This window comes from Prosthecochloris sp. (assembly GCA_015482705.2).
GTDB lineage: Bacteria > Bacteroidota > Chlorobiia > Chlorobiales > Chlorobiaceae > Prosthecochloris.
Genome location: JADMLA020000031.1, coordinates 1 through 20,644 on the forward strand (window position 1 = coordinate 1; position 20,644 = coordinate 20,644).

Here is a 20,644-nt window from a genome sequence, read left to right on the forward strand (position 1 = left end):
GAGAGGTTGGTCGTGGGGAGATGATCTCATTGAAAAGTTACATGGCAAAGTATGGGAATAGGGCTTTTGATAATGATTTGCAGCTTGCGGTTCATCCGGTATCCAATCTTTCGATCGGCGGTAAGGTGATTGATTGTCAGGTTGAGATTTCCGAGGAGTGGAAGAGGTTGTGCAGAGCAATTTATAAAAGCGTGCCTTTACGTTTTTTTGCGTTGGACTGTAAGGGTCATCCTGGTTCTCCGAAACGGCTTTTTGTTTTGGAGATCAATGCGAATCCGGGAATCGAGTCTGTTTACAGATGGTCGGAAGCCACTGGGGATATGATCGTTGATCTACTTGTCGAACATGCTTTGGTTGCCCCCGAATAGTCTTTTGGCATCACTGTTTTGAACTTTTATTCTCTACAGGTTGGTTGAAAACAAGACAAAATTGTGAAAGAAAGCTGCGAGGTAATGGTATTCAGTGCTCAACTCACTCACTGTAGCTTGTAAAGCGATGTAATTCCATGGAAAAATTTTCATTCTTACGTTTCCTGCCGGTTTTGCTGCTTCTTTTTTTTCTGCCTGCTTCATTGATAGCATCCGGTTTTGTTCCTTTTTCGTTTCGTTTGCCCCTGTTGCTCCTCAGCTTTTGTGTGACCGTGGTATACAGTATCTATAGGGGGTTTACGCTTGGCGATCTTGGAATCAGAGCGGATAACCTGGGTCTTTCTCTGAGGGTAAATAGTGTTCTGACGCTTCTGTTTTCAACTTTTCTTGCATTGCTGTTTTACTTCGACCTGATACCGGGGCCTTTTTATCCGGCAATGACTGTTTTTTTCCCTTTTTACCTTCTGCTTTCCAGTCCGATGCAAGAGTTTTTGTTCAGAAGCTTTTTGTTTGCGGAAATGCGTGCTGCCGGAGTGAGAAGCGCTTGGGCGCTTGTTTTTTTTTCGGCATTTTCTTTTTCTTTCATACACATCATTTACGGAGACTGGCTGACTCTCGCACTGACGTTTTGTATCGGTGTTCTTTGGGCGTTGGTTTATTACTACATCCCGAACCTTGTCGGGGTTTCCGTTTTTCACGGAGTGGTTGGAATCTTCGGTGTGCTGGCTGGTGTGGCGAGAAATATGTGACAAATTTTTTCCCATTTCCAGTAACTCGAGGACAGTTCTTCACGGTTCTCCGGAGGACTTCATGAACTTTTCGCCATCGTGGTTTGTTAGCACATGTAAGCGCTTAGGCTACAATGTATTACAGAAAATTTCAAATATCTCTTCGAGTTAGATTTTCTGAAACGCATGCTATGTCGAACACAATCCTTTTCAACGGATTAACGAGGTGTGTAACAATTGTTTTTTATTGTTGCATTTTTTTTCTTTTCGGGACTTTTCCATCGAGCAGACTCTCTCATGCCGAGCCTTTGACCAGAGAGGCCTTCGTCACTCTTTTGCAGAACACTCATCCCATATTTGAAAAAGAGCGGTTGACGAATGCCATCGAGCAAGCCGAACAGCAAAGAAATCTTGGCGAGGTTGACTGGAACCTTTCTTCTTCTTTGACATGGTCGCGTGAAGAGTCGACAATAGCCGTATTCAGCCCTGACCTGACCAACGCCCTTTCGCTGGAAACAGGGGTCAACAAGCAGTTTTGGGATACAGGGGGAAGACTCTCGGCCACCTATTCTTTGAGCCGTACTTCGAGCAGTGTTGAGGCGGTACCGCTACTTTCTTATCCGGAAAGATTTTATGAAAACAGTATAGAGCTGCAGTATTCGCAACCGTTGTTGAGAAACTGGGGAGGGAAGCTGACTCGTCTGGAATATGACCTCAAGGCCTTTGATGTCGATGCTGCTGTCATTCAGGCTGAAGAGAACATCGAGGATTTTCTTACCGAGTCGATATCGAAATACCTCGATTGGGTGTACCTCGAGGAACAGAAAAGGATAATTGAAAGAAGACTTCGCCTGAGCCGCAAGGAGTATGAAAGGGCGAAAAACAAGTTCAATGCGTTTCTCGTTGACTCGGTAGACGTGATAAGGGCGCAGGACGCCTTGAACACATGGAAACAGAACTTGGGGCTTGTCGACTCGCAACTTTCAGCGTTGAAGGCGGAATTGTCCGTTCTGGTACAGGCATCCGCTATTCTAACCGGAATGCCGGATTTCAACCTCTATGACCTGCGGTCTCCTCGGTCTCTTGCATCAGCCAGAGCAAAGCTGAAGAGTTCTTCGAGGGTTTTGAAGATATTCGAACTACGGGAAGAGCAGCTCGATGTCGGTGCATCAGGTGTGAGGGAAACAGGTAAACCCGATCTTTCCTTGATCGCAGCGGTGACGGCTAAGAACGCCGAGGAGAACGGGTGGGACTCTTTCAATCTCGAGAAAAAAGATGCCGCCATCGGGCTGCAGCTTTCGCTTCCTATTGAAAACAGAACGGCAAAGGCGGATTATCAGAGAAATCGTCTCCAGGTTCTTCAGCTCGAAAAGGAACGTGACGATGTGTTCCTTTCACTCGACGCATCTCTTTCGTCTCTTCATGCGCAGATGATGAGGCTTAACGGAGTTCTGGAATTGAACCGTAAGCAGATCGAATCGGCAAGGTTGAGAACCATAGAGGAAATAAAGATATACGAGCAGGGCAGAGGTGATCTCACCTTTGTCATCATGAGCAGGGATAATGAGGAAAGCGCAAAGCTGATATATGCTGAAAACGCTCTGAATTATCAGAAACTCTGGTTGCAGTATCAGGCTTTGATGGATGAGTTGTATGAAGAGGAGCAAGGAGCGAGGAGTAGCGCACTTCGTGCGCAGGAGTAAGGAGGGTTGTTTGGTTAATGGTTAGCAGGTATTAGGTAATAGATGATAGAGAATGGGGGGACGTGACTGGTCACTAGTCACTCGTTACTCGTCGCTAATTTTCTTTTGACTTGATCAGGTCTGCATGAAATCACTTTTCCGTTTCTTCGCCGAGCGTCACATGCTCGCGTATCTCATGACGATACTGGTTTTGCTGTTCGGCATGGCTACGCTCTGGCAGATCAATCGCGCCCAATATCCCAAGGTTGATCTCGGGCAGATGGTCGTTACCACGCAGTACCCCGGTGCTGCGCCTGAGGATGTGGAGCTCAACGTCACCAACAAGATCGAAGATGAACTGAAAAGCGTCACCGACATCAAGCGGGTTTTTTCGATGTCGATGGAAAATGTTTCGATCGTCATTGTCGATATAGAACCGGATGCTTCGGATCCTGACGAGGTAAAAAGGGAAATACGGGAAGCCGTTTTTCGCATAACGGATTTTCCCGAAGAGGTGACCGAATCTTCTCTGATCACCGATATCAAATCTTCGATTTTTCCAATTCTCGAGGTTGGCCTGACAGGAGAGATGGCTTATCCTGAGCTGAGAGAGCTCGCCCGGCTGTTTGAAAAAAAACTCAAGGATATTCCAGGAGTTGCCAGTGTTCAGCGTTACGGTTACCGCGATAGAGAGATACAGGTAGAACTCTATCCTGACAGGATAACGAATCTCCAGATTCCGATGCAGGATGTCGTCAATGCGATTCAGCAGCGGAATATCAGGGCAACCGGAGGATCGCTCGAGTCTTTCACCAGTGAAAAAAACGTTGTCACGCTCGCTCAGTTCAGAGATCCTCAAGAGGTTCAGGATGTCGTTGTCCGTTCGAGTTTCGACGGTCCGATTATCAGGATTTCAGATATTGCTGACGTAACCGATGGTTTCGAGGAAGAGCGCGTCTTGTCAAGGATCAACGGCGAGCCTGCAATTTCGTTTCTCATCAATAAAAGTGAATCAGCGGATATCATACGGACGGTCCAGGCGATACGTGCATTGGTGAATGAAGAGGAGAAGCTGCTGCCAGAGGGAGTCCGGTTTATTTACGGACTTGATTTTTCACAGTATGTAGAGAATCAGCTTTCGATTGTGCTGACAAACGGCACGATTGGCCTTGTGCTCGTATTGATCGTTCTGTCTCTTTTTCTCAATATCCGAACGGCCTTTTGGGTTGCGCTCGGTATACCGTTTACTCTGCTTGGCGGGATTTCCTTGTTGCCACTTTTTGATGTCGAGCTGGATAGCATTACCCTCACCTCTCTCATAATCGTTATCGGTATTGTGGTCGATGATGCCATTATCATATCGGAAAACATTTTTCAGAGGCGTGAGCGTGGGGAGTCTCCGGTCGATGCAGTCGTAAACGGTATCTTCCAGGTGTATAAACCAGTGTTGACGACCATATTGACAACGTTTCTGGCTTTCGCCCCGATGTTTTTCATGCCGGGATTATTGGGAAAATTTGTCTTCGTGATACCGCTTACCATTACGCTCGCTCTATTTATGTCGCTTATCGAAGCATTTTTTGTGTTGCCTGCACATATTTTACCCGGCTTGTATTCGGGTAATTCTGGTGACGGCAAGGGCCGGAAGACCACCATGCGTAACTGGTTTATGCCTGTCCGCAACATGTTTGAAAAGGTACTTTTTTCTCTGCTTCGTTTTCGATACGTCCTGGTTTTTCTTGGCTTTCTCAGTCTTGGCGGGGCAATTTATTACGGCGCTAATTATATGAGTTACATTTTGTTTCCAACCAAAGGTGCCGATGCATTCAATATCTGGATCGAACTGCCGGTAGGTAGCTCGTTGAATGCAACGTCGGCAAAAGCGGCAGAGTTCGAAAAGCTGCTCGATGAGCTGCCGGAAGACGAAGTATCTGCTTATCTGACAAGGGTGGGGACGCAGGCTGATATTATTCCCATAGAGCAGGAAAATTTCGCCGAGCTTGCGGTGAAACTCACTCCCTACGGTACAAGAAGCAGGTCTGCGGACGAGATTGTTGCAGCTATACGTGAGAAAGCAATGGCAATCGGCGGATTGGAAAAAACCACTTTTTTCGTGGTATCGGGAGGACCGCCTGTCGGCAAGCCGGTTACCATACGGGTTGTCGGTTCAGATGATCAGGGCAGAACGGCCCTTGCCGATTCGGTTTTCAACTATGTATCCGGTATCAGCGGAGTGACGGATCTTGATCGGGATGATAAGGAGGGAAAAGAGCAAATTGAAATATCGATACGTCACGACCGTCTTTCAAGGCTTGGATTATCCGTGGCTGACATTGCCAGAACGGTCAGAACCGCATATGATGGTCAGGTCGTTACCAGTGTTCGTTATGGAGAGGAGGAAGTTGATTTCAGAGTGATGCTTCAGAAATTCGCTCGAAAAAAGCTCGAATATCTTCAGGATCTCTCCATTCCGAACCGGACGGGGCGATTGATTCCTCTCAAAGAGGTGGCTGGTTTCAAGCAGGGAGCCGGACCTTCGATTTTCCATCACTATGATGGGGAACGGTCGATAACCATTTCTGCTGAAGTTCAGCAGGATACCGTTACGCCGATCGAGGTCATGCGTATGGTTGAGAATCGCTTTGCGTTCAACCGCGATTTTCCAGGGGTGAAACTTGTGTTTGGAGGAGAGGCTCAGGAATCCGAAGAATCGCTTCGCGGTTTGTTCGTCGCTTTCGGCATCGCTGCATGTGGAATCTATTTCCTGCTAATACTCCTGTTCAACTCGGTAACACAACCGCTTTTGGTCATGATGTCGATTCCATTCGCTATCATCGGGGTTGTGATTGCTTTTGCCTTGCATGGTGAAGTGTTCAGCTTTTTGGGGCTTCTGGGTGTTGTGGGTATGGCGGGTGTCGTTGTCAATGATTCTCTCGTTTTGGTCAACTACCTCAACGAGCTTTGTCAATCGGGAAAAAACATCGATACTCGGGTTCATGTTGCCAAGGGAACAGCCGACCGCCTTCGAGCCATTTTGCTTACTACGGTAACGACGGCTGCCGGTCTGCTTCCGCTTGCATACGGTATTGGAGGAACGGATGCCGCCATGATGCCGATGGCGCTTGCGCTGGGTTGGGGGCTGCTGCTGGCAACTCCTCTTACACTCGTGTTGATACCTTGCCTTTATATGATCGGTTTTGATATTCGAAACATGTTTCTTGGCGCTATCGAGAAAAGTCCTGAATGAATGATGCGGTTGTTTTTTATCTTGTGCCATAATGGATAAAGCTTCCAACATTCTTGCCACTACCCTCTCGAATGACTGTTTTGGGATTTTTCCCCTGCATGGCGAGCTGCCTGGAATACAGGGAGATGATACCGCTCGCTATAAACCATTTCAGATCGTCTGGTTTACCAGGGATGCCGATGCGGTAACTACCATTGATTTCGAGCAGTATCCCGTGAAAGCAGATTCGGTCTATTGTATTTCTCCCAGTCAGGTTCATACGATTTCGGGAGAGCCGGTTGATGGGTTCCGCATTCTTTTTTCGATCGATATTTTCAGCACTCTGGAGGATGAGGATATTCGCTGGCTTTTCAATCCTCTTGTCAACGATGGTCTAATGGTTTGTGGAGAGATACGGGATAAGCTCGAGGTTCTCTCGCAACTGATGATTGACGAGTGTGCGGGGATGAACGAGCCGGTGGTGTTCAATGCTTATTTGCAAGCATTTTTACGTTATCTCGTCAGGTCCGGTTCGGGTCGGAAATTATCGTTCGGTTCAGCAGCCGCACGATTGAACAAGCTCTTTTCTCTTATCAACACCTACTATAAAAAAGAGCGCAAGGTCTCTTTTTACGCTTCACACGTTGGGCTTTCTCCCAAACGTCTCAACGAAATACTCAAGGAAACGACAGGCGTTACCTTGACGGAAATTCTGCACTACAGTCTGATCATTCAAGCCAAGCGTGAAATAGGGGAGGGTGAAAAGAATCTCAAGGAGATCGCTTTCGAACTCGGATTCAGTGAACAGGCGTATTTTAGCCGTTTTTTTAAAAAACACACAGGTCAAACACCCCAGGAATTTCGCAGACAAGTGTTCAGATTGTCCAAAAAAAGTGGATAATAGTGTTCGTCCGTTTTTTGTTCTACATGTACATTATTGTTCTCTAAGCGATCGCCCTGACGTCAGCAATGGAGTGTCTTTGATGAAGCGTTTGCTATGCAATAACCGGGAGTTTCATTTGCCTGAAAATTTTGCGAAGGGTTTTTTTTGTTTTTGTTTTTTTGGTTATAATTGCGCTATCAATTATTGTTATATCAAATAAGTATGTTGAAAAATATCAGAAAAAGAATCGGTATGCCGGCATTGCACATTGCGATGCTATCGATTTTCCTGTTCGGATGCGGGGGCAGGGGTAACGCACCGGGAGCACAAGCGCCATCTCTGCCGGTGATGAAAATAGAACGCTCTTCTCCGGTTGTGCAAAGGGAGTATTCTTCTCTAATCGAAGGGGTTGTCACTGTCGAGGTCAGGCCTCAGGTTGATGGAACGCTTCAGGAAATAGCTGTCGATGAAGGCGCTTTTGTCAAAAGAGGGCAGTTGTTGTTCAGCATCGATGACCGTGTGTACCGTGAGGAGCTGAAATCATCTCTTGCAGCACGAAATGTTGCAAAAGCTGCTCTCGAAGTTGCCGAGATCGAGGTGGAGAGACTCAGACCTCTGGTGAAAAACAAGGTTGTGTCACAAATTCAGTTGAAACAGGCAATGGCGAACCATCGCTCTGCAAAGGCGAGTCTTGAGCAGGCTGAAGCGGCTGTTCAGACGGCACGCATCAACCTTGGTTATACCAGGATAACAGCTCCGGTAGACGGTTATATCGGTGATATTCCTTTTCGAATCGGTAGTCTGGTGAGCAGTAATCAGCAGGAACAGTTGACGACACTGACCGATGTACATGAGGTTCAGGCTTATTTCAGCATGAGCGAAATTGATTTTGCGCATTTCAAACAGCAATATCCCGGAAGCTCCATCGAAGAGAAGCTTGCTTTGATGCCTCCGGTTACTCTGCTTCTCGCCGATGACAGTCGTTACCCACTGAAAGGGCGGCTCGATGCGGTAAGTGGTCAGTTTGACCGATCCACAGCTTCTGTGATGTTTCGCGCGACTTTTCCTAACCCGGATGGCATTTTGCGCTCCGGCAATACCGGAAAAGTGAGTGTTCCTTACCGCTATGAAAATGTTGTTCAGGTACCGCAGGCCAGCACTGCGGATCTTCAGGATAGAATATTCGTTGTCAAGGTCGGTGAGGGTAATGCCGTAACGAGAACACCTATAACGGTTGTTGACAGAAACAATCTCGACTATATCGTGGGAGGCGGCCTTGAAGAGGGCGACATGATTGTCTTGTCGGGATTTTCTCGTTTACCCGACGGGGCGGTGATCAGCCCGCAGACAGCAGAAGAGGTAGAAGGATCCGGCCAGGATAAACAGAATTGATGAACAGCTTGGAAAATAACTGAATTTATGTTTGAACGATTTATTAACAGGCCGGTTCTCGCAACGGTAATATCGGTATTTTTTGTTCTGCTTGGCTTGATAGGTATTACCCAGCTTCCGCTTACGCAGTTCCCCGACATCGCACCCCCGGCAGTGTCCGTTTCGGCGACTTATCCTGGCGCCGATGCTGAGACTATTGCCCGTTCGGTCGCTCCATCACTCGAAGAGGCGATCAATGGTGTCGATGGTATGACTTATATGACATCGACATCGAGCAATGACGGTTCCCTTGCGATCAACGTTTTTTTCAGGCTCGGTACAGATCCTGACCAGGCGGCTGTCAATGTACAGAACAGGGTTGCAACCGCAACCAGCCAGTTACCCGAAGAGGTGACGAGATTCGGGGTGACGACTGCCAAAACGCAGAACAGTATGATAATGGTTGTGACGTTGTACAGTGATGACCCTGATACATACGATGCAGCCTTTTTACAGAATTATGCAAAGATCAATCTGATTCCTGATATTCAGCGCGTTGACGGTGTCGGGCAGACCGAGGTTTTCGGGGCGAGAGACTACTCGATGCGTATTTGGCTCAAGCCTGACAAAATGGCGGCTTACTCGGTATCTCCTCAGGAAGTGATTGCTGCAGTTCAGAGCCAGAACGTCGAGGCAGCACCAGGCAGGTTCGGTGAGAATGCCGGTGAGGCTCTCGAGCTGATCATCCGGTACAAGGGGAAAATGAAAGAGCCGGGTGAATATGGCAGCATCATTCTCCGGACCAATACCGATGGCTCGGTTCTGCGACTCAAAGACGTTGCAAGAATCGAACTCGGCTCATACAGTTATGCTGTCGATGCGGATGCCAACGGGAAAGAGTCTGTGACCATGGCGGTTTACCAGGCTGCCGGTTCGAACTCCAATGATATTCAGGTTGCTGTACTTGATGTATTGGAAAACGCTTCGCAATCTTTTCCCGAAGGAATCGGTTACATTATTCCTTACAGCACAAAGGAATCGCTTGACAAGTCGATCGATCAGGTGATTCATACCCTCTTCGAGGCTTTTGCTCTGGTTTTTCTGGTGGTGTTCATTTTCTTGCAGGATTTTCGATCAACGCTTATTCCGGCAATCGCGGTTCCAGTCGCCATTATTGGAACCTTTTTCTTCATGATCCTATTCGGCTTTTCCATCAACTTGCTGACCTTGTTTGCCCTTGTGCTCGCTATCGGTATTGTCGTTGATGATGCCATTGTTATCGTCGAAGCTGTTCACGCAAAAATGGAGCAACAGCATCTTCCTGCAAGGACGGCAACGCATAAGGTTATGAGCGAGATAACCGGCGTGATTATTTCCATTACCCTTGTCATGGCTTCGGTATTTCTCCCGGTCGGTTTTCTTGAAGGCTCGATAGGGATGTTTTACCGCCAGTTTGCCTTTACTCTCGCAATTGCCATTTTGATTTCGGCTGTCAATGCGTTGACGCTCAGCCCGGCACTGTGTGCTTTATTTCTTGCCGGGAACGGTGAAGAAAAAAAAGGCTGGTTCAAGCGATTCGAAGAACGCTTTTTCAAGGGGTTCAATGCCGGTTTTGCTGCGGTGACCGAGCGTTATGTCGGTACCCTCAGGGTTCTTATTCGCAGGAAATGGTTGAGCCTTGGTGGTCTGGCCGCTGTTTCCGGTCTTGCTTTCTGGATGGCTGTCAGTGCGCCTTCCGGTTTTATTCCGGATGAAGACAGTAGTTTCTTTATCCTTGCAGCATCGCTTCCTCCCGGAGCATCGCTTGACCGAACGATGGAAGCTCTTGACAAGGTCGAAGGTGTTCTGCAAGAAGAGGAAAGTGTAAACGATGTGATTTCGGTTGCGGGTTTCGATTTGATAGCCGGAGCAAGTTCACCTTCTGCAGGTGTGGTTTTTATCAACCTCAAGGATCCTGAGGAGCGTGGCAGGGTGAAAAATATACACGCTATTATGGGCGGGGTTTCGCAAAAGCTCGTGAGTGTCAATGAGGGTACTTTTTTCCCGATTCAGCCACCTACAGTTCCCGGCTTCGGTAATGTCGGGGGACTTGAAATCGTATTACAAGACAGGACTTCCGGTACCTTAAAAGAGTTTGAAGCGACGGCGAATGGTTATATCGGTGCGCTGATGTCACGTCCTGAAATCTCATTCGCATTTACGACATTCAATACAGGCTATCCACAGTATGAGTTGTTGGTGGATGAAGTAAAGGCGAACCAGCTAGGCGTTCAGGTCGATCAACTTCTCGGGGTGATGCAGGCCTATTACGGAAGTATTCAGGCTTCTGATTTCAACCGCTTCGGTAAATATTACAGGGTTGTTGTGCAGGCGGAACCCGAAGATCGGGCGGACCCTTCTTCTCTCGAGGGGATTTTTGTCAAAAATGCTATGGGTGATATGGTGCCCATGAATTCACTGGTAAGCCTGAAAAAAGTCTATGGTCCGCAGACTGTCGATCATTTCAATCTTTTCAATGCACTGACCGTCAATGCTGTTGTTTCACCCGGATACACCACAGGGCAGGCTATCGAAGCGGCTGAACAGGTTGCTGCTGAAGTGCTTCCTGCCGGTTTTTCATATGACTGGAAAGGAATGAGCCGTGAAGAAATCGAATCGGGAAGTCAGGCCGTGTATATCTTTTTACTATCGCTTGTTTTTGTTTATCTCCTGCTTTCAGCTCAGTACGAAAGTTACATATTGCCTCTCGCAGTTATTTTCTCGATTCCAACCGGAATTTTGGGTGTCTTTGCTGGAATACAGTTGTTGGGTATAGAAAACAACATCTATGTACAGGTCGCGATGATTATGCTGATAGGATTGCTTGCAAAAAATGCAATTCTGATTGTTGAGTTCGCCATTCAAAGGAGGAAATCCGGCCTCACACTCTATGAATCGGCGCTTGAAGGAGCAAAAGCGAGGTTTCGCCCAATTCTCATGACCTCGTTTACCTTCGCTGTCGGTCTTATGCCTCTTCTCTGGGCATCCGGTCCGTCCGCTCTCGGCAATCATTCCATCGGTGCGGCTGCGGTTGGAGGTATGCTCAGCGGTGCGTTGCTTGGTGTGCTGATAATTCCGGTTCTCTATATGCTCTTTCAGTCGCTTCAGGAAAAAATCAGCGGGCCGCCTCATGATCCTGAGGCCGAGGTTTCTGTTGAAAGATCACTTCACAGGTAAAGGGAATATGTTTTCTTCAGGAATACGAAATTGATAACGAAGAATTATTGAAATAATGAATAGAACGAGAGTACAGGGGATCTTCCTGATCCCCCTGTTTTTCCTGATGCTCTCCGCATGCAGTACCGTTGAGGAGTATTCTCAACCGGATCCGGGTATTCCCGGGATGTATCGGGGGGCCGATAAACAGGATTCAGCGTCTGCAGCGGCTCCTTTTGCCGGAACAGTGCCGTATCGGGCTTTTTTTGTCGATTCTGTCCTGATCAACCTTATCGATGCTGCAATTGAGAACAATCATGATCTTCAGGTTGCCGTAAAGAATATAGAATATGCCTCTCTTGCTTTGAAGCAGTCAAAATTGGGAAACATACCTACGCTTGATTTCCAGGTGAGCGGAAGCAAAGCGACTACTTCAGATTACAGCAGTTCCGCTCTATCCACAGGTGAGGATAGTGTCGAGGACTACAATGCATCGTTTTTGTTGTCATGGGAAGCTGATATCTGGGGGAAAATCCGTAACACAAGAAAGGCTGCGCTGGCTGAGTATCTCCGCACGGTTGAAGCAAGAAAAGCGGTGCATACGAGACTGGTCGCCAACGTTGCTGAAGGGTATTATAATTTGTTGCTGCTCGATGCACAGCTCGATGTCACGAAAAAAAATCTTGCACTTGCAGAAACCACTCTCACAATGATGCGGTTACAGTATGATGCCGGCCTCGTTACCTCGCTGGCAGTGGAGCAGCAGGAAGCCAGAAGGTTTGAAATACAGTCCAGCATTGCAGGGATAGAACAGGGTATTGCCGTGCAGGAAAACGCCTTGAGTGTTCTCTGTGGCAGAATGCCTGAGGAAATAGTTCGCACAGCAAAGCTTTCTGAAATGTCTGCAGAAAACAGTTTATATCCAGGCGTTCCAGCGTTGCTTCTCAGCAACCGGCCAGATGTCAAAACGGCAGAGATGGCTCTTATGAAAGCTCATGCAGAGAGCGGTGTTGCTTCTGCAAAGCTCTATCCTTCTTTTTCAATCAGTGCAGAAGCAGGGGCGAATGCGCTCGAGTCGAGTGACTGGTTCAATTTTCCGGGTTCCTTGTTCTCATTTGTTCAAGGTTCGGTTCTTCAACCGGTTTTTCAGCAGGGAAAGCTCAGAACGGCGTATAAACAGTCAAAAGTTGTGCGTGATCAGGAGGAGATTCTTTTCAGAAAAACAGTTCTCGAAGCTGTACGGGAAGTATCCGATGCTTTAGTGGCGATACAGAAGCTGGAAAATCGGGAAAAAGCAGTTGAAAAACAGGAACGCATTCTTCTTCAATCGGTTGATAATGCAAACCTCCTGTTTAAAAGCGGTATGGCCGATTATCTGGAGGTGATTACCGCACAGGCAAATGCGCTCGATGCTTCACTTTCGCTTGCAGATCTTCACCGCCAGCGCCTTAACGCCAGAACGGAATTGTATAGGGCCTTGGGGGGAGGATGGCAGTGACGTCGAGGTGATAGATTTTTCGGAGTCGGCTTGCTTTTACAATTTTTTTATATTTTACGGTTGTAAGGTTATTTTTTTCTACAGGTAAACTGGAGAAATATGGCTAATTCAACTGAGAATACTTTTCTGGATGACCCCCTAAAAATTACCGGGGCGCTAGTGGGGGGGGCTTTTCTTCTTTCACCTCTTGGCAGGCCTATTCTTCGGGGTGCCTCACGGTTGGCATTGACCGGGCTGGGTCTTTACGCTGCAGGTAAGGCAGCGGGTAAGGCTGCAGATGCTTTCATTGATTTTACCGATCCTTCGGATAAAGATACGGAAGCGGAATATGTTGAAGAACAGTCTGAATGAAGTTTATTCGCATGTATTGTTAACGTGAAACCGGATGAGTTTGATATGCCTGATACCAATTCACAATCAAATACTCTTTTAACTGCTGTTGGTATTGGAGGTGCGGCATTACTCGTTCCTCCTATTGGTGTACCACTGGTTATTCATGCTGTTAGTGGTGCTCTGGTTGGGGGGCTTGGTCTCGCTGCGACAGGAGTTCTTCTTGGACCGGTCGTTGCCAATATGCCCCAGGCCAAACCAGCTCAGCCTCAGAGTGTCTCTCAACCTCAGGAAAGTGTTCAGCCGCCACAGCCGAAGGAGTCTGAGCAGTCATAGGATGAAGAATAGGTTTACTTATTTCTCTATCTCTTTCTTGTTTACGGTTGAAAGAATCTTTCGAAGTTCTTCAGAAGAATGAACCGGCAGGCTGCATGTCTGATGAGCACAGACATATGCGGCATCAATTGTTGTTTGACGCGCAACGCTTTCTAAAAAAGGGGTTGTTTCCGCATTACTACTGCCTGAAGTGTGAACGATAATCGTGTCAGGCAGATACATTTCTCCCACTGTGTTTTTAAGGCTCTTCATTGTATTGCTTTGCGGGTCACCGGCAAGAATAATCTGACGTGTACCGTAGAGTGGCAGCATGATTGTTTTGAGCAGATAAGGCAACTGCCTGCAATTTTCCTTGAGTGTTGTACTGAAATACGCAACAGTGTTGTCTGCGATTACTCTAAAATCATCACGGTCAAGCATATCTGCCAAACGGTAAAGAGACCTCACGGTTACTGAATTTGGAGAGGGTTCGGCACCATCGTAATCCTCTTTCATGCGTATCGGGATGGTGGGATCGTCCGATGCAGCATTGAAAAAACCTCCCGACACATCATCGAAAAACAATTCGATCTGCTTTTCCATAAGTGTGACGGTCTGCTTCAGGTAGATGTTTTCGGACGAGACTTCATAAAGGTCGATCAGCCCCTGTATGAAAAACGCGTAATCGTCAGCTTTGCCGTCGATACCGGCCTGGCCTTTCCGGAAACGCCGAAGCAGCCTTCCTTCACTGCTGCAATAGAGGTTTGCGAGGATGAAATCCGCAGCTTTCAGAGCTACATCGAGATAGTGCTGATTTTGAAGAGCTGAAGAGGCTTTTGACAGAGCCGAGATCATCAGGCCGTTCCACGATGTGAGGATCTTGTCATCCAGATGCGGTCTGGGCCTTTTTTTCCTTGCAAGCAGCAGCTTTTTTCGTGCTTCGGCCATGCGTTCGACGATTGTTTCTACAGGTAAGGAGTGCTTTTCCGCAGCGGCAGCGACGGAATGCTTAATGGAGAGGATGTTTCGCCCGGCAAACTCCACATGCGGATCATCCATGACGTTTCCATTGAATTCAACACCATGTATGAAACAAAAGATGCTTGTTTCAAGGGGATCGAGCACCTCTGTAATTTCTTTATGGGACCAGGTATAAAACGCTCCTTCTTTTTTTATGTCGCTTTTTTTATCCGGAAAACTGTCGGCATCTTCAGCAGAATAAAACCCTCCATCGCTGTCGGTCATATCACAGAGAACATAGTTGAGGATATCGTCGGCGAGGTCGGCATAAAGGCTTTTGCCGGTTATCTGGTAAGCTTCTACAGCTACAATTGCCAGCTGTGCATTGTCGTAAAGCATTTTTTCGAAATGCGGAGTGTGCCACCGTTCATCGGTCGAGTAGCGGGCAAATCCGCCGCCACCGAGATTTTTTATGCTCAATTGGTCGTGAATGCCTCCTGCCGCCATTTTCCTTAACGTAAAGAGAGCCATTTCCAGCGCGTCCTGCTTTCCGGTATGATGGGAGTAGGCGAACAGAAATTCGAGGATGGAAGGCTGAGGAAATTTCGGTGCATTACCGAAACCTCCATTTTCCTTGTCGAACATTTCAGCAAACGTTGTTGCTGCATGATGGAAAATATCTCTATTCAATTGGGTTTCCTCGGGTTTACTCAGGGAGAGGGCTTCAAGCTGGCCGTTCATATCTGCTGCTGCAGAGACAAGCCGGCTTCGGTCTTCTTTCCAGGCCCGTTCGATTGACAGCAACAGTGACAGAAATCCTGGTCTGCCATAACGGTCTTTGGGTGGAAAATAGGTGCCGCCGTAAAACGGTTCGAGATTGGATGTGAGCCATACCGACATCGGCCAACCGCCACTACCTGTTGTCGCCTGGACATAAGTCATATACAACTTGTCTATGTCCGGGCGTTCCTCTCTATCGACCTTGACCGGAACGAACGATCTGTTCAGGATCTCTGCTATTGTATCGTTTTCAAACGATTCATGTTCCATTACATGACACCAGTGGCAGGTGGAATAGCCGACTGAAAGGAAGATCGGTTTCTGTTCATTGCTGGCTTTGTCGAATGCAAGGTCGTTCCATGGGTACCATTCGACTGGATTATACGCATGCTGCAGTAAGTAGGGGCTTGTTTCTTTGGCCAGAAGGTTGGGTTTTCGTTTTGAAGGTATTGGCATTTGTGGATTGATTGATTGACGATTGACTATAGAACAACTCTGTGAACAAGGAAGTTCACAATAGTGAAACCCTGTGGTGTAATAAATGGTTATAGAGGTATGTGTTCATGATTTAATATTGGAGTGAAAAATGAGATATGGTAGGTTTTTGTCTGTATCAGCGATGGTAGTACTTGCATTGACTGTGGCTTCATGTAATACGCAGCAGCCTGAAGCCGCGGAAAAAACTGCAAAAAATGAATTATTAGAAACGGAGGATGTGATGACGTACAAGACCTTGACACCGGAAGAAGAGAAAGTGATCGTTAATAAAGGAACTGAGATGCCGTTTACCGGTGAATATGTCTATAACAAGGATGATGGAACGTATGTCTGTAAGCGTTGTGATGCTCCGCTTTTCCGTTCATCAGACAAGTTCGATTCCGGTACTGGATGGCCGAGCTTCGATGATGAAATACCCGGGGCGATAAAAAAAGAGACCGATGCGGATGGCAGAAGAACTGAAATTCTTTGTGCCAATTGTGGAGCGCATCTCGGTCATGTATTTTACAACGAAGGATTTACCGATAAGAATGCGCGGTATTGTGTCAATTCGATCTCGCTTGACTTCAGTAGGGAAGGTGGCGCTGATACAGCCGTGACCGGTACGACAGAGAAGGCGGTTTTTGCTGGAGGATGCTTTTGGGGAGTGGAATATCATTTTCAAAAGGTTCCAGGAGTAAAAGCCGTGATATCGGGTTATACTGGTGGCAGTAAGCCGGATCCAACGTATAAGGAGGTTTCTTCCGGTACCACCGGGCATGCCGAAGCTGTTGAGGTTGAATATGATCCTTCCATCGTTTCATACGAGAAGCTCGCAAAACTCTTTTTTGAGATCCATGACCCGACTCAGGTTGACCGTCAGGGGCCCGATATTGGTTCGCAGTACCGTTCTGCAGTTTATTATGCAAACGACAAGCAGAAAAAAGTTGCGGAAAAGCTGATTTCAGAGTTGGAAACAAAAGGTTATGATGTTGCAACTAAGTTGGAGCCTGCGGAGAAATTTTATCCGGCGGAAGACTACCATCAGGACTATTATGCAAAGACAGGTCATCAACCTTATTGTCATATCTACCAAAAAAGATTTGCCGAGTAACGTTTTTCGATATACGTAAACACGCTAGGTCTCCGCTGAGCGTTGTTTGCTTCATATAGAGTGGTAATCTTTCCTGTTCTTACGTTCTTTTTTGTTATATTGCGATCATATGCTCAATATTTATGTTGTTATCGAACCCGATCGGGTGCAGTAGAGAACACCATGATTCTATTTCAAAAAAATTAGAGGTGCCTCTCCTTACAGTGCTGCGAACGACTTGAGTACAAATGCGGATGGAGTGTGGAAACCGGAGTATCCAGGTTTTTCAGTACATAAGAATATCGAGGGCCGTCCGGTGAAGTGATCATGGTCTACAGCGAGTGATGGAGGTGCTACAAGAGGAGGGTTTTGTTATGATAGTTGCGGTACCATTGGAAACAAGTAAAGGACTGAATTCCCGGATCTGCGAACATTTTGGAAGTGCTCCGCTGTATGCTGTCTGTAATATGGATTCAGGAAGGTTGAGGATAATGGAGAACTCCAACAGCAGACACGAGCATGGACAATGTAATCCTGTAGATGTTTTTGCGCAAAACAGTGTCGATGCTGTTCTGTGTAAAGGCATTGGTGGTCGTGCTCTCATTAAGCTGAAAATGCTTGATATCGAAGTGTTTGTTGCCGGAGGACTTTCTACGCTCGCCGAGGCGCTCGAGAGTTATAAAAAAGGATTGATGCGCAGGGTAGAGAGCGAGGACGCCTGTCAGACTCATGATTGCCATTAGCGGCATTGAATGAAATTTGCCCCCACCGTCGCTTTGATTGAATCAATCAGCGTACTAAAGTAACGGCAGGATTCTATGATAAGGTCCTGCCTTTACTGTTTATAATACATATTGAAGGATCGATGATCCGTTTTCAGGAAAACCCGGGTGGAATGCATCCGGTGAGGAGTACTTTGCAATGCAACCGGTTCGGTGTCATAGATATGAAATGAACTCGTTACAAAACATAAAAACGCAAAAAATTCTTGGGTGATGCTTCCTGATGATACCTTTGAACGTATTCAGTTACAGCTAAAAAATGTTTTTATTTGAGGCTACAATGAAACTGCGTTGTTTATGAAGAAGTACCTGGAAAATCAGAAATTACAATAAGGCAGAACAATGTAAAGGATGTTTTGCAGTGAAATATACAAGGCTAATCATGTTATCACTGTTTTCTTTACATATCCTTGGCTGCCAACAACCTGATGGAGAAATGAGCCTATGCAGAAGCCGGTTGTGCGAAAAGATTTGCTGACAGCTAACATGGATGGAAGCAGACCTATAGCGAAAGTCGACATTCAAGAAGTGACAATGGAGGAAGGGGTTAAAGCTCCGCTGCATAGTCATCCGTGTCCGACGATGGGCATTGTCACAGAAGGTACGATCGCATTCGAAATCGAGGGTAACCAAACCCAAACCCTTCGTGTGGGAGATGCATTTTACGAACCGGCAAATGTCCGAATCGCTAAATTTAACAATGTTGGAAATTCTCCTGCCAAATTTGTCGTATTCTATCTTCTTGGTGAGAATGAAAACGAGACCATTCGTGTTTTGAAAAAATAGTGTTCGGATATAGGGGGCCTCAAAAATTTTTCTATCCGGCAGCGTAAAGTTCTAAGCTCTTCACTCTGCTGCCAGATTGGTACAACCGATGCCAGCGATGTCTCTCATTACTAAAACCAACTATCTATCAGAACTTTCCTTATGGGCCACCTTTTTTTACAATTTCAAAACGTGAGTTTTACTTATCAGACGGCTCTTGAGCCCTTGTTTGAAGATGTTTCTATACATGCGAAACGAGGATGGACAGGTATCGTAGGGCCGAACGGGTCAGGAAAAACAACATTTCTGAAATTGGCGACAGGGCAGTTACGGCCAAATACAGGACGGATCGATTATCCTCCATTGTCGTGTTACTGTCCTCAGCGGACTGATCGTATGCCGAACGATTTCGGGAGTTTTATAAGGAGCACAGAAAAACAAGCGTATGTTGTCCGGAATAATCTGGGTGTTCAGGACGATTGGTATGAGCGATGGGAAACATTGTCGCATGGCGAACGTAAGCGAGCTCAGATAGCCGTTGCTTTATGGCAGGAGCCCGATATGCTGGCAATTGATGAGCCAACCAACCACGTGGATAGCGATGCACGTAAAATTCTCGTTCAGGCGCTTTTCGCATATCAGGGTGTGGGCCTGCTTGTGAGCCATGACCGTGATTTATTGGACTTGCTTTGTCAGCAATGTTTGTTCATCGAACCGCCAAATGTGATTGTAAGGCCGAATGGATATTCACAAGGCATGCAGGTTGCTGCTGAAGAACGTAAAGCGAGAGAAAAAGACTATGCTTTGAAAAAAAAGGCGTTTAAAAAAATCAAACGTGAAGCCGGACGAAGACGGCACATGGCTAATCAATACGATAAAAAACGTTCAAAAAAAGATATTGCCGCTCATGATCATGATGCCAAACAGAAAATCGATTTAGTTCGCATTTCCGGTAAAGATATTGTTGGTGGAAAATTGTTGCGGCAGTTGGATGGGCGTTTGGCGCAGGCGGAGCAGGCAATGCGGGATGTACACGTGAAAAAGGAATATGATTTGGGTATTTGGTTACCTGGCTCAATTTCCAAACGTCATATGCTTCTCAACTGTCCGCCGGGTAAGTTGCGGCTTGGGGATAAAAAGACATTGCAATATCAGGAACTCATTATTCATTCCACTGATCGCATAGCTGTCACAGGACCCAATGGTGCTGGTAAAAGCACGCTTTTGCGCTACATACTCACCTATCTCAATGTCCCCAAAGAACATTTGACATATGTTCCTCAGGAGATTGATATACAACGTTCGCAAGAAATACTGGCCCGGGTTCGAGAGTTGTCACCCGAGCAGTTAGGGCAGGTGATGAACATTATCAGCCGTTTGGGATCGCGTCCTCATCGTTTGTTGGAAAGCACCACTCCCAGTCCTGGTGAAACCAGAAAGCTTTTGCTTGCACTGGGCATGATGAACCTTCCTCATATCATCGTACTGGATGAGCCAACCAACCACATGGATCTGCCTTCGATTGAATGCCTTGAAGCGGCCTTGGTCGAATGCCCTTGCGCGTTGCTGCTGATCAGCCACGATCAGCGGTTTTTGAGCAGGTTGACTACCATCAGCTGGAAAATATCTGCCGGATCTGACAGTGGGGCGACTTACACATTGAGTGTGAAATAGGGTATCCTGAACGTACTTACTCTATTGAAACCCTGAAGAAAAGAACGTAAAGCACAAAGGCCCCGGAACATGCCAGGACCCCTGTGAAGAAACGAAAGCCGAAGAAGCGAAAAGAAGAAGAGCGTCGTTAGTTAGAAGCCAGACGAGGACTCTGCAGCTGATCGATAACCTTGGAGATGAACGATTCCAGTTCAGCGGGGAACCTATCCGAGTTCAAGCCATAGTCAGGAGCGGTGAAGTAAGCAAACGCTTCGGCCCAGTACTCGATAAGGTTCGTGTTGGCATAGTTGCTGGGGCTGAACCCGTGCACATCCTTCATCCTGTTGACCAGATCCCTCCATTCCCTGCCGGTGACATCGAGCCTGTTGTCGATAACGTGGCCGAATTCGTGGCGAAGCGTGTGTTCGAGTTTCTTCGAAGAAAAAACGATCTCATCCCTTCTGTCATTGTAGAACCCCCTGCTGGTATCGGTAACGTAGACAACATTGACCCTCGGCAACTCGATACCGAAAGCGGA

The 20,644-nt window shown here is 47.0% G+C and carries 15 protein-coding genes and 2 pseudogenes; 15 read left to right on the forward strand and 2 right to left on the reverse strand.

Annotation, left to right across the window (positions count from 1 at the left end):
• The 10 genes from QZ209_RS07605 to QZ209_RS07650 all read left to right on the forward strand — a co-directional run.
• On the forward strand, positions 1-368 hold a 368-nt coding region (locus QZ209_RS07605), incomplete at its 5' end, for a hypothetical protein (RefSeq protein ID WP_294346589.1).
• A gap of 137 nt (positions 369-505) precedes the next feature.
• On the forward strand, positions 506-1,117 hold the full coding sequence (locus QZ209_RS07610; RefSeq protein WP_294346592.1) for a CPBP family glutamic-type intramembrane protease: 612 nt from the start codon (positions 506-508) through the stop codon (positions 1,115-1,117).
• A gap of 170 nt (positions 1,118-1,287) precedes the next feature.
• A complete protein-coding gene (locus tag QZ209_RS07615) occupies positions 1,288-2,799 on the forward strand; it encodes a TolC family protein (protein ID WP_294346595.1) in 1,512 nt (503 codons plus the stop codon).
• A 124-nt stretch (positions 2,800-2,923) separates the two neighbouring features.
• Complete coding sequence (locus QZ209_RS07620; RefSeq protein WP_294346598.1) at positions 2,924-6,025, forward strand: efflux RND transporter permease subunit; 3,102 nt, start codon at positions 2,924-2,926, stop codon at positions 6,023-6,025.
• 31 nt (positions 6,026-6,056) lie between these two features.
• Positions 6,057-6,905, forward strand: a complete 849-nt coding sequence (locus QZ209_RS07625; RefSeq protein ID WP_294346601.1) for an AraC family transcriptional regulator — start codon at positions 6,057-6,059, stop codon at positions 6,903-6,905.
• Between the two features lie 204 nt (positions 6,906-7,109).
• Positions 7,110-8,279: an efflux RND transporter periplasmic adaptor subunit gene (locus QZ209_RS07630; protein WP_294346606.1), complete on the forward strand. Its 1,170-nt coding sequence runs from the start codon at positions 7,110-7,112 to the stop codon at positions 8,277-8,279.
• Between the two features lie 27 nt (positions 8,280-8,306).
• Positions 8,307-11,474, forward strand: coding sequence for an efflux RND transporter permease subunit (locus QZ209_RS07635; RefSeq protein WP_294346608.1), 3,168 nt, complete (start codon positions 8,307-8,309; stop codon positions 11,472-11,474).
• A 55-nt stretch (positions 11,475-11,529) separates the two neighbouring features.
• Entirely contained in the window at positions 11,530-12,951 is a 1,422-nt protein-coding gene (locus tag QZ209_RS07640) for an efflux transporter outer membrane subunit (protein WP_294346611.1), read from the forward strand.
• Positions 12,952-13,050: 99 nt separating this feature from the next.
• Positions 13,051-13,302: a hypothetical protein gene (locus QZ209_RS07645; RefSeq protein WP_294346614.1), complete on the forward strand. Its 252-nt coding sequence runs from the start codon at positions 13,051-13,053 to the stop codon at positions 13,300-13,302.
• 45 nt (positions 13,303-13,347) lie between these two features.
• Positions 13,348-13,617 carry a hypothetical protein gene (locus QZ209_RS07650; RefSeq protein ID WP_294346616.1) on the forward strand — a complete coding sequence of 90 codons (270 nt, stop codon included), beginning with the start codon at positions 13,348-13,350 and terminating at the stop codon, positions 13,615-13,617.
• Between the two features lie 18 nt (positions 13,618-13,635).
• On the opposite strand, the gene QZ209_RS07655 is transcribed toward QZ209_RS07650, so the two are convergent.
• Complete coding sequence (locus tag QZ209_RS07655) at positions 13,636-15,792, reverse strand: thioredoxin domain-containing protein (RefSeq protein ID WP_294346619.1); 2,157 nt, start codon at positions 15,790-15,792, stop codon at positions 13,636-13,638.
• Between the two features lie 262 nt (positions 15,793-16,054).
• Between QZ209_RS07655 and QZ209_RS07660 the strand changes: the two genes are divergently transcribed.
• From QZ209_RS07660 to QZ209_RS12630, 5 genes and pseudogenes are all read left to right on the forward strand, one after another.
• Entirely contained in the window at positions 16,055-16,927 is an 873-nt protein-coding gene (locus QZ209_RS07660) for a bifunctional methionine sulfoxide reductase B/A protein (RefSeq protein WP_294346620.1), read from the forward strand.
• A gap of 353 nt (positions 16,928-17,280) precedes the next feature.
• Entirely contained in the window at positions 17,281-17,649 is a 369-nt protein-coding gene (locus tag QZ209_RS07665; RefSeq protein ID WP_294346623.1) for a NifB/NifX family molybdenum-iron cluster-binding protein, read from the forward strand.
• 483 nt (positions 17,650-18,132) lie between these two features.
• Positions 18,133-18,474, forward strand: a complete 342-nt coding sequence (locus tag QZ209_RS07670; RefSeq protein ID WP_294346626.1) for a cupin domain-containing protein — start codon at positions 18,133-18,135, stop codon at positions 18,472-18,474.
• A 141-nt stretch (positions 18,475-18,615) separates the two neighbouring features.
• Positions 18,616-19,029 (forward strand): annotated as a pseudogene (locus QZ209_RS12625) (ABC transporter ATP-binding protein); the annotation flags it as partial.
• Between the two features lie 516 nt (positions 19,030-19,545).
• A complete protein-coding gene (locus QZ209_RS12630) occupies positions 19,546-20,127 on the forward strand; it encodes an ATPase, T2SS/T4P/T4SS family (protein ID WP_366515760.1) in 582 nt (193 codons plus the stop codon).
• A gap of 127 nt (positions 20,128-20,254) precedes the next feature.
• Here the strand turns inward: QZ209_RS12630 and QZ209_RS07680 are convergent.
• Positions 20,255-20,644 (reverse strand): annotated as a pseudogene (locus QZ209_RS07680) (hypothetical protein); the annotation flags it as partial.